The organism is Hyphomicrobium sp., assembly GCF_009026145.1.
Taxonomy (GTDB): domain Bacteria; phylum Pseudomonadota; class Alphaproteobacteria; order Rhizobiales; family Hyphomicrobiaceae; genus Hyphomicrobium_A.
On record NZ_WBUE01000030.1, the window covers coordinates 39,918 to 48,784 of the forward strand.

13 protein-coding genes and 1 tRNA gene are annotated in these 8,867 nt (G+C 61.1%); 7 read left to right on the forward strand and 7 right to left on the reverse strand.

Features of this window, described 5'->3' with window-relative positions:
• Window positions 1-39 precede the first annotated feature (39 nt).
• Window positions 40-657: a response regulator transcription factor gene (locus F9K20_RS18160; RefSeq protein WP_291005187.1), complete on the forward strand. Its 618-nt coding sequence runs from the start codon at window positions 40-42 to the stop codon at window positions 655-657.
• Between the two features lie 197 nt (window positions 658-854).
• Window positions 855-1,229 carry a hypothetical protein gene (locus tag F9K20_RS18165; protein WP_291005190.1) on the forward strand — a complete coding sequence of 125 codons (375 nt, stop codon included), beginning with the start codon at window positions 855-857 and terminating at the stop codon, window positions 1,227-1,229.
• A 9-nt stretch (window positions 1,230-1,238) separates the two neighbouring features.
• Here the strand turns inward: F9K20_RS18165 and F9K20_RS18170 are convergent, their stop codons facing one another.
• On the reverse strand, window positions 1,239-1,889 hold the full coding sequence (locus F9K20_RS18170; RefSeq protein ID WP_291005228.1) for a response regulator transcription factor: 651 nt from the start codon (window positions 1,887-1,889) through the stop codon (window positions 1,239-1,241).
• Window positions 1,886-3,289 (reverse strand): ATP-binding protein, encoded by a 1,404-nt coding sequence (locus F9K20_RS18175; RefSeq protein WP_291005193.1) that lies wholly within the window; start codon window positions 3,287-3,289, stop codon window positions 1,886-1,888. Before F9K20_RS18175 ends, F9K20_RS18170 begins: the two co-directional genes overlap by 4 nt.
• A gap of 413 nt (window positions 3,290-3,702) precedes the next feature.
• On the opposite strand from F9K20_RS18175, the gene F9K20_RS18180 reads away from it, so the two are divergent.
• Window positions 3,703-3,778 (forward strand) — tRNA-Thr (locus tag F9K20_RS18180).
• A gap of 94 nt (window positions 3,779-3,872) precedes the next feature.
• Here F9K20_RS18180 and F9K20_RS18185 read toward each other — a convergent pair.
• The 4 genes from F9K20_RS18185 to F9K20_RS18200 form a co-directional block, all read right to left on the reverse strand.
• Window positions 3,873-4,193, reverse strand: coding sequence for a type II toxin-antitoxin system RelE/ParE family toxin (locus tag F9K20_RS18185; RefSeq protein ID WP_291005196.1), 321 nt, complete (start codon window positions 4,191-4,193; stop codon window positions 3,873-3,875).
• Complete coding sequence (locus tag F9K20_RS18190; RefSeq protein WP_291005199.1) at window positions 4,190-4,435, reverse strand: hypothetical protein; 246 nt, start codon at window positions 4,433-4,435, stop codon at window positions 4,190-4,192. The genes F9K20_RS18185 and F9K20_RS18190 overlap by 4 nt, the downstream gene beginning before the upstream one ends.
• Before the next feature lie 320 nt (window positions 4,436-4,755).
• Window positions 4,756-5,103, reverse strand: a complete 348-nt coding sequence (locus F9K20_RS18195) for a helix-turn-helix domain-containing protein (RefSeq protein WP_291005202.1) — start codon at window positions 5,101-5,103, stop codon at window positions 4,756-4,758.
• Between the two features lie 54 nt (window positions 5,104-5,157).
• A complete protein-coding gene (locus F9K20_RS18200; RefSeq protein ID WP_291005205.1) occupies window positions 5,158-5,901 on the reverse strand; it encodes a hypothetical protein in 744 nt (247 codons plus the stop codon).
• 257 nt (window positions 5,902-6,158) lie between these two features.
• On the opposite strand from F9K20_RS18200, the gene F9K20_RS18205 reads away from it, so the two are divergent.
• The 3 genes from F9K20_RS18205 (at window position 6,159) to F9K20_RS18215 (ending at window position 7,623) form a co-directional block, all read left to right on the forward strand.
• Entirely contained in the window at window positions 6,159-7,043 is an 885-nt protein-coding gene (locus F9K20_RS18205; protein WP_291005208.1) for an ATP-binding protein, read from the forward strand.
• On the forward strand, window positions 6,992-7,264 hold the full coding sequence (locus F9K20_RS18210; RefSeq protein WP_291005211.1) for a hypothetical protein: 273 nt from the start codon (window positions 6,992-6,994) through the stop codon (window positions 7,262-7,264). The genes F9K20_RS18205 and F9K20_RS18210 overlap by 52 nt, the downstream gene beginning before the upstream one ends.
• An 80-nt stretch (window positions 7,265-7,344) precedes the next feature.
• Window positions 7,345-7,623 carry a hypothetical protein gene (locus F9K20_RS18215; RefSeq protein ID WP_291005214.1) on the forward strand — a complete coding sequence of 93 codons (279 nt, stop codon included), beginning with the start codon at window positions 7,345-7,347 and terminating at the stop codon, window positions 7,621-7,623.
• A gap of 387 nt (window positions 7,624-8,010) precedes the next feature.
• On the opposite strand, the gene F9K20_RS18220 is transcribed toward F9K20_RS18215, so the two are convergent.
• Window positions 8,011-8,157 carry a hypothetical protein gene (locus F9K20_RS18220; protein ID WP_291005216.1) on the reverse strand — a complete coding sequence of 49 codons (147 nt, stop codon included), beginning with the start codon at window positions 8,155-8,157 and terminating at the stop codon, window positions 8,011-8,013.
• A 232-nt stretch (window positions 8,158-8,389) separates the two neighbouring features.
• Between F9K20_RS18220 and F9K20_RS18225 the strand changes: the two genes are divergently transcribed.
• The gene (locus tag F9K20_RS18225) at window positions 8,390-8,653 is read left to right on the forward strand and encodes a Pycsar system effector family protein (RefSeq protein WP_291005218.1); all 264 of its coding nucleotides are present in this window, start codon (window positions 8,390-8,392) and stop codon (window positions 8,651-8,653) included.
• Window positions 8,654-8,867: the final 214 nt, after the last annotated feature.

The following is an 8,867-nucleotide window of genomic DNA, read 5'->3' on the forward strand; positions in this document are numbered from 1 at the left end:
TTATATAGTTCTATGCCAAAAGCTGAAACGAGCCAATCCGTGAAGGTCTTAGTCGTCGACGATCACCCAATCGTCCTGTCAGGGTGCCGGGCGCTTCTGGCCGAGGCCGACGACATGGAAATGCTCGAGGCGCGCGATGCGGGCAGCGCCCAGGAGATGCATTCCACCCAGCACCCGGACGTGACGGTCATCGACATCAACTTGCCCGACGTCTCGGGCTTCGAGCTGGCGCGGCGCCTGGTGGCGCGCGACCCAGGAACGCGCATCCTGATGTTCAGCATGAACGACGATTCAATGTTCGCCGCCCAGGCGATCGAGTGCGGTGCGCGCGGCTACTTCAGCAAGAGCGACGACCCGCAAGATTTCTTGAGCGCGATCCGCGCCGTCTATCGCGGAGGCCATGCGCTAGCGCCGGAAATGGCCCAGAAGATCGCCTTTTTGCGCGTGGGTGCCGGCGAGGCCGGCGCCTCGCTCACGGCACGTGAGAGGGAAGTCCTGCGATTGCTCGCCAAGGGCAAGAGCATGTCGGAGATCGCCGCCCTCATCAACGTCTCCTACAAGACCGTGGCCATGACCTGCGCCTCGCTACGCACCAAGTTCAGCGCGCGCACGCCAATGCAGCTCATTCGCATCGCCGTCGAGCAGAAGATCGTCTGAATATCCGCGAGATTGCATTCACGACCAGCGGCCCCTCGGTGGCTGGCGCGGATTTGAGCGCAAATTGCCGCTTTTTCATCCTTGAGTCTTCCACGACTCGGACATAGCATTTCAGCAATTAGAAAAGATCGTCGGGAACACCCGGGTGGAACTGGCCCACAATCGATGGGCTGAGCTTCAGCTTGAAAGGGTGCCACATGGCCCGAACCCGCCGCCGATCTGCTCCACTCCTCGCCCTAGCCCTTATCGCCTTGGCGCCTGCCGCCGTCCACTCGGGCGATAGCGCCAATGTGGTCGTGCAATGCATGGGCGCAGGCGATGACTGCCGCCAACGCATCATCAGGATACCCGACGGCATGCCGGGCCAAGTCCTGAAGTTCGAGTACTGCCGCGAAGGTGACTGCGATCGCGCGCACCGGGAGCACTGGATCACCCATTACCTCGTGCCGCCGCCCGGCGAGGTGTGCCACAACACCGATATCAACGAGGCGCTGAAGTGGCTGGAGCAGAACCGCAAGGGCTGGCTGCTGGCCGGCTGGGGCTGCGTCTCGAGAGAGCAGCTGCCGGTCTAGCAGCCGGCGTTAAATTCCGGTCTTGCTGGCGTTGGCCGGCAGATGCTGGATGGCGATGCGCATCAGCTCGGGGAGCGTGCGCACGCCGAGCTTGGCCTTGAGCTGCGCGCTAGTATTGACCACGGTCTTGTAGCTGACGTGCAGCTCCTCGGCGATGGAGATATAGGGCTTGCCCTCGGCGATGAGCGACAGCGTCTGCAGCTCGCGCAGCGTCATGCGGCTCAAGGGATTGCGGTCGCCGCGCGCCTCCATGAAGGCGATCTGCGAGGCAAGCTCGTGGTTGAGATAGGGCAGCCCATCGCGCACCCGGCGGAACGCTTTCACGAACTCCTCCGAGGAGGTGTCCTTCAAGAGGTAGCCGTTGGCGCCGACCTCCAGCGCGCGGCTGACGATCATACGGTCGGAGTGCATGCTGAGGACCAGCACCGGAGTGCGCTCGTCGTGCACGCGCAGGCGGCGGATGAACGACAAGCCGCCGAGCGCGCCCGACTGCATGGACAGATCCACGATGATCACATCGGGGCGCTTCTGCCGATAGATGCGGAAGCCTTCCGACAGGCTGGCGGCAACGAAGATCTCCTCGACGCCCATGTCCTCGAGGAGGCGGCGGCAACCCTGAATGACGATCGGATGATCGTCGATAACCAGCACTTTCATCAGACGTGGCCTTCAATCGCTTCGGCTTCGGCGGCATGCTCGCTCTTGCGCGGCTTGAGTGGCACAAGCACCGAAACGGTTGTGCCTTGGCCCGGCACGCTTTCGATACTGGCCGAGCCCCCTAGTCCGCCAACCCGCTCGCGCATGGCGGTCATGCCGATTCCCATGGAAGCGCCGGGAGCGAAGCCGGCGCCGTTGTCGTGAATCGTGAGACGCAGCTTGCGCGTCGCCCGACCCACCCCATTCGAAGCGCCCTGCTCCTCGCGCATGTCGATATTCATGCGCGTGGCCCCACCATGCCGCATGGCATTGGTCAGCGCCTCCTGCACGCAGCGGAACAGCGTCAGGTCTACGGCTTCGCCATAACTCTGCGCAAGGGAACCAATGGCAACGCTGAACGTCACATCCGGATGCCGACGGCCAAATCCGGCAACGAGGCTGCCGATCAATTCTTCGAGGGGGATGCGTCCGAGCTCGATCGGCCGCAGGCGCCGCAGCAGGTCGCGGTTTATAGTCTTCAGCCGCTCGGTGATGGTATGGATCTCCTCCACGCGCTGCTTGATCGGCACGCCCTGCACCGCCGGCACCTGCTCGGCGAGGCGCCCGACCGAAGAAACGTTGGCCGTTATGCCGAACAGGCAGGGCCCCGCCTCGTCGTGCAGCTCGTTGGCAATCTGACGCCGCTCGTCCTCCTGCAGATCGATGACGTTCTTGTAGAGGCGGCTGTTCTCGGCGCGCGCCTTCTCCAAGGCCTCCGCCAGGGTGTTGAAGCGCGAGGCGATGACCGCCAGCTCGCGCACGCGCGGCTCCGCCAGCCGCGTTCCATAGTTGCCGTCCTCCAGCTCCTGCATGCCGCTTGCCAGACCGACCAACGGATTGAGCAGCCGTCCCAGCACGACGTATAGGAGTACCAGCATCATCGCCGTGATGCCGAGCCAGATCACGGCCCGCCGCGAGACCTCCTCCCACACCTCGCCGAGCTCATCGCGCGGCTCGCCGACGATGAGGATGGTGCCCATTCGGTTGGGTCCCAGCATGACGCGCATTTCGCGCGTGCCGACGTTCGGGCCGACGAGATCGGCAAACCATCGCGGCGCCCGCTCGGGATGCACGAAGAGGCTGCGCTCGGCACGCTCGTCGGGCGCGATCTGCACCAGGTTGCCTTGGTTGTCAGTGGCCAGGATGCGTGCATGGCGCACGTACTTGAGCTGCTCCGGCATCGTCTTGCGCAGGTCGCTGATCTGCCCTCCGTTGGCCAAACGCTTGACCATGTCGTTGACGAGCTGGCGGGCGAACTCCATCGACGAGTTCACCTCTGCCTCCACGCGGCTGCGGGAATCGAAGACGGCGAGCACCACGGAGAGAAGCACCGCGACAAGGCTGATGATCGATATCGAGATCATCAACTGCCACCGGACCGGCAGGTCGTTCCACCACTGGCGATGCATGTGTCTGAAATTCGTAGCGATACGAGCCCGTGGCGATGCAGTCCACGCAACCTGCTTACGCGTCGCGCGCGTCCTCGGGCAGGTGAATCCACGTCCCCGGCGGATCCACAATTTCCCGCGCATCGCTGCCGCGCATTCCCATGTTGCGCGTGACCCGGCTTGGCGATTCTTCTGCAGGAAGGCCGGGGCCTGGCGGCTTCGAGGTGGCTCCCAGTGGTCCCCCGAACGTTTGGCGCATCTTGAACGGGCGCCGAACTTGGTCTATTCCGCTCGCTCCTACGGCTGCCTCAGGGCAGCGCGGCCATGGCGTATGGCTGCTCTTGCCCACGCGGCCTGGACCACCTAAGGTCTTGGCACAGCAAAAGAAAGCCGCAATAGCTCAGTCGGTAGAGCACGTCATTCGTAATGACGGGGTCGGGGGTTCGAATCCCTCTTGCGGCACCAAGCACTTAGCTTGAAATAGCGGGTGATTGAGGCATGCCCTAGGCAACGACTAATGACCACTGTGCGCGGCGACGCGCGGGCTCCCATCGAGCGACTAACGGGGCTTGGGCTTGCGTCGGATCAGTTGCTCGGTGATGTCGCGCTTGCCGTGCAAAACGCGCAGCAGTGTCGCCTCCTCATCGGCGGCGCTGTAGTCGTAGATAAGTAGATAGGGATAGACGAGCCCCACGCGCGTTTCGCCACCTAACGCCGGCCCGGAGGTTGCGTGGCCAGGGAAGTCGGCAATGCGCTGGATTTCCGCCGCGAAGCGTTCGGCGTATGCAGCGGCTGTGGCGCGACCTGCCTCGCGCTCGAGATAATCGAGAATGTCATCGATATCGCCCTCGGCCTCGGCGGCAACGAGGAGCCGTGTCATGTTGACTTAAGGTGTGCGATCCGCTCCCGAAGACGGGCAAGTACGAGTTCGCCGTTGGTCACGTCACCGCGTGCCACCGAGGCGCGCGCCTGGTCAACGTACGGCTTGGCCCAAGCCAGATCATCGTTGGCAATCGTCATCAGGTCGGCGACGGCGCTGCGCACGGCATCGTCGATCGATGGTAGGCGGCCGGCCGCCACTTGGGCTTCAAGCCAAGCTTCCTGCGCCGGCGTCAACTGCACTGTGGTGCTCATAAAAAAAGTATAGCACGCGCAATGGGCGAGCTCCACGAACGAAGGCACAATCAAATGTCGCACAATTTTTGATTTACGACATGACGTCACAAAATGGCTAAACTAAGCCCTAGAATAAAGCCACCCTTGACTTCCTTGGGATTTCTGTTTCCCTATATATATAGATCGCATTTCCTGACCGAATATTTTTGATATGTGTATTTGTAAATGCGTATTCTTATATTGAGTGACCGGCCGATACTGCCGGTGCAGAGCGGCCGATACTGCCGGTCCAGACCGGCAAAATTTGCCGGTCAGGCGCGGCAACGTCATTTGCCCTTCACGGTCAGGTGCAGCCGGTAGAGGTTCGTCTTGCCGAGGCCCTGCTGCTTCACTTCGAGAAACCCTGCCGTCTCGAGTTCGTTGAGATAGGTGCGCACGCTGCGCTCCCCTGCCCCCATGTCGGCGGCGAGTTTCAACTGACCAGGAAAGCAGTAGTCATCCTGCCAGGCGTACTTCAGCAGCATGGCATAGGCGAGCTTCGCACCAACGGAGAGAGCCTTGTTGGTCAGAATGAAATTGGGAACTTGCGTGAAGCCGTGGCGCGTTACCGGGTCGGCACCGACAAGCTCGATGTTGCGCTGGATGTTCGCGAGTCGATCGCCGATATGGTTCATACCTTGAAAGCAGTATAGCGCCGCGGGCGACGGGTCCTGCGGTTATCAACACTACTAGTCGACGCGGTGATCGGCGCCGCGATCAGGTTCCGGACGGCGCGGGCCACCCAGCAGAGGCGTCAGCATCTCCTGCAGGCCGCGCACGAGGAAGTTGGTTTCGCGGTCGCGCTCGATCAGGGCGTCGATGGTGCGATCCTTGCGGTCGATCTGCTCGCGCAGGAACTCGCGCTCATCCTGGGATTGTTCGCGCAGAAACGCGATCTCCGTCGTCTTCTGTTCCACTTCCCTTTTCAGGCGCGCGACATCCTCTGTGTCCGTCGGGCTGGCTGCGACAGGCGGCGACACGGCCGGTTCTTCTGTCGCGACCGGTCGCGGCGTGTCGCTCGGAGTTCGCGGTTGCGAGGGCGCGTCGATGGCTGTGACCGGCGCCAACACGTCGCTGCCGGTCGCTGCTTGTCGTGGCCTGTCGTCCATGATTGGCGCGGCGACATCAGTCGCGACTTGTCGCGACAGGTCGCGACCTGTCGTCCGGGCATCGAGGAGCGCCAGCTCGTCGATTTGCGCGATGTGACGCGTGAGCGAGGTGGCGTCGATGAAGTATTTGTCGCCGAGCGTCGTGGCCACCTTGATGGATTCCAAGTGGCCGTTGGCGCAGTAGCGTTGGATCGAGCGCAGGGTACGCGGATGTCCGGCTCGGGCATACGCATCGGCGGCGTCTTCGATGCTCAGCGAGAAGCGGCTGTCGCGGCCGGTCGCGACAGGCGGCGACGCATCGCGACGGGTCTCATCGGTTGGCATGTCCGCATTTTAGCAACCGAGGCCGATCAGGCGCGTCGTTATCCCCATGAGCAAAGGCGTGGATGGCGGAGACCTCTGCGGGCAGATAGAAGGCTTGCTGTGGACCGCAGACCGGAAGTTTGAAGCCTCCTTTTCGAGATGAGGAAAGGGCAAAGATCATACGTTTTGATTTCCAACAGCGTACTGTCGGTTATTGTTCTGCGAGCAGACCACTTTCAGGAGCGGTCATAACAGAGGGGCTTCCTAGGAGGTTTTCAATGCGGCGCAAGATGGCGAATTTCGGCGTAAGCCCGCGACTGGCAGTCCTCTTGGGCGAAAGCTACCGCACCGTTGAACTCGCACTCAAGGAGCTGGTCGACAACGCATGGGACGCAAATGCTGTGACGGTTGAGGTGCAACTTCCCACGGCGATGGCTCCGGACGCGAAGATTGTCATCGCCGACAACGGCGAGGGAATGAATGAAAAACAGGTCCGGGAGGACTATCTGCGCATCGCGCGTGATCGCCGTAAGGATCGCGGGACTCGCACGCCGCCACCGTTGAGCCGTGAGGTGAAGGGCCGGAAGGGCGTCGGCAAGTTCGCAGGCATCATTGTTGCTGAGGTGATGGCAATTGAAACGAAGCAGAAAGGCGCAGCAGCCAGGTTCCGCATTGATCGAAAGGCGCTTGAGGAAACGCCGGGCGACATCGCGCGCATAGAGGTACCGATCGAGACGGCCGCATGCGACGCTGAAGAAACAGGAACGACAATTACCCTTACTCACCTAGCGCAGAGCCTCAATTTTCCGACACCTGAATCGCTTCGACACGCGTTGGCCCCTGACTACGCCCGAGAGGAACGGTTCACAATCAAGGCGAACGGCAGCCGCCTGGATCATCTTCAAGTCGCCGGCCATAAGGCTGTGGAGACACTCTCGGTTCCCGGCGTAGGAGGGGTGCAGGCAGAGTTCGTTGTGTCTGAGAAAAAGTTGCCGAAAGCTATGCAGGGCATCGTGATCAAGGTGAAAGGCAAAATCGTTGGCGGGCCTAGGTTCTTCAATTTGGAACAGGACGAAACCGTGCCCCGCACTTGTTGCAACATCTGTCTGGCGTGCTGTATGCGGACGAGCTTGAAGACGAAGCGGCCCGCACCGGCTGGATAGATCTCAACGAAAGCGAACGTCGCGTGCAGGCTGTATTCGACGCCGCAGGGACATTGCTGAAGGAACAACTGAAGGCCGTCTATCAGCAGGAAATGTCTGCGGCGCATGCCCGGTTCATGAAGAAGTACTGGGCTCGAGTGAGGGAACTGCCCGAGCACAAGAGGGAATACGCGAAGCAACAAATGCTTCGGATCGTAAACTTGTACTTCGGCAACGAATGAGCGCGCGGAAGAAGCCATCGAGTTCATGCTTACGGGCCTTGAGCAGGATGACTACTGGGTTGTCACCAAGGCTCTTATCGATGCTAAGCCGGGAGATATTGCAGCGGTCGCTGCCGCCTTGGCATGAGACGATCAACTGGGCGGACAATGCTCAGGCGGAGGACTACAGGGGGCTGTTGCTTTCGTATATCAGCCCAGTCGACATTATTGTGATCGGTGGGAAGCGCATAAAGGAGATGCCGCAAGTTCCTGACGGTGGCACCATTCGAATGCTGACCTACGCGGAGCTTGTCAGCCAGGCAGAGAGTGAACTGCAATGGCTATTGCGTGAGCTCTCGCGAGATAGTGATAAGAGCTAAGTTGAGCTGCCGATCCGCGCTGAACTGGAATCCTGGGGGGATGAAGAGCGTGGTCGTATCCCAATCCCTTAAAGCAGAAAGGTCGATCCCACAGCTTGAGTCGGCAGCCTGCGCCCGACGAAGAGCTTCCGATCGCCAACGCTTGCGGCCGCAGTACGTCGCGATTGGTCGCGGTCTGTCGCGCGCGGCCGTGACCTGTCGCGAGCCGTCAGGGGTGGTCGGGGGAGTAAAGTGCCCATCGATTGATGGACGACGACGAACCCTTGCTCGGCGAGCTGCAACCGGTAGTCGGGCTTGAGCCGATCAAGGTCACCGCGCTTCAGGCACTGCCTGGGGCCGAGCTTGCGGATGTCATCGGAAGCGCATCGAACGTCCTGTCGGCGAAGATTACGTGGATTCGCAATGTCGTCCTTTGTTGCCATGTGCTTCACGACGTGGGCGACGCTCGCGGATAAGGTCGCGGATTTCCTTGCCGTGCTCGGCGAGCATCTTTCCATCGCCCGCGATGTCGTCGAGCGAAGTCTTTTTTGCCATGAGGGAATTGTACGCGCAGATCGGAAGCGCGCAACGAGCGGCGAGTGGGGGCGACGGGGACCTGCCTGTGAATAATGCCATTCGTTCTTCGTCGTTTGGGGGGCCGCGCTTATACTGCTCAAATGGAAAAAGAAAGACTTCTCGAAACGGCGTCGGCGCAGCTTGACCGGGTGCTCAATTTTTCCCGCGTGCCGAGACGAAGATATCAGCACTGTTCGCGGTAGACGTGGCGATGCTGGCGTTGCTCGCCGTCAATGCCACCGCGAAGGACGCCACGGTGTGGTATCTGGCGGTCTTTTCTGGGCTTGCCGTGCTCGCTTTGGGTGTGAGCATTTGGTTCCTGTACCAGGCAAGTTTTCCGCAGCTGAAGGGCGGCAACAATTCGCTCGTGTATTTCAAAGAGATCGCGAAGCGGACGGAGGCGAACTACCTCAAAGAGATGCGCAGCTGCGACCTCGACCGGCTTGTCGACGATATGCTGGGGCAGGTCTGTTGACGTGATGGCTTAGCGGAACCTGTGCATTCGGTGCGAGCACGCTTCCGGTATCGACGTCCGTCACTTTGATGTTGTACGTTATCTGGTCTCCTGATTACGCACCATAGTCCGCCATCTTGAGCCACCAGTAGGGCTGTGGCCGGGTGGCGAGGGCGGCGCAGCCGAGGGCGGGGATCATGGCGGCGAGATCGAAGCGGTGGTTGAAGCGCCATTC

Bases quoted from the DNA above. Each gene is read 5' to 3' on its own strand.
- F9K20_RS18200 (WP_291005205.1), bottom strand. From the start codon at position 5,901: ATGCCAACCGATGAGACCCGTCGCGATGCGTCGCCGCCTGTCGCGACC.
- F9K20_RS18205 (WP_291005208.1), top strand. From the start codon at position 6,159: ATGCGGCGCAAGATGGCGAATTTCGGCGTAAGCCCGCGACTGGCAGTC.
- F9K20_RS18225 (WP_291005218.1), top strand. From the start codon at position 8,390: ATGCTGGCGTTGCTCGCCGTCAATGCCACCGCGAAGGACGCCACGGTG.
- F9K20_RS18185 (WP_291005196.1), bottom strand. From the start codon at position 4,193: ATGACACGGCTCCTCGTTGCCGCCGAGGCCGAGGGCGATATCGATGAC.
- F9K20_RS18215 (WP_291005214.1), top strand. From the start codon at position 7,345: ATGCTAAGCCGGGAGATATTGCAGCGGTCGCTGCCGCCTTGGCATGAG.
- F9K20_RS18165 (WP_291005190.1), top strand. From the start codon at position 855: ATGGCCCGAACCCGCCGCCGATCTGCTCCACTCCTCGCCCTAGCCCTT.
- F9K20_RS18195 (WP_291005202.1), bottom strand. From the start codon at position 5,103: ATGAACCATATCGGCGATCGACTCGCGAACATCCAGCGCAACATCGAG.
- F9K20_RS18175 (WP_291005193.1), bottom strand. From the start codon at position 3,289: ATGATCTCGATATCGATCATCAGCCTTGTCGCGGTGCTTCTCTCCGTG.
- F9K20_RS18220 (WP_291005216.1), bottom strand. From the start codon at position 8,157: ATGGCAAAAAAGACTTCGCTCGACGACATCGCGGGCGATGGAAAGATG.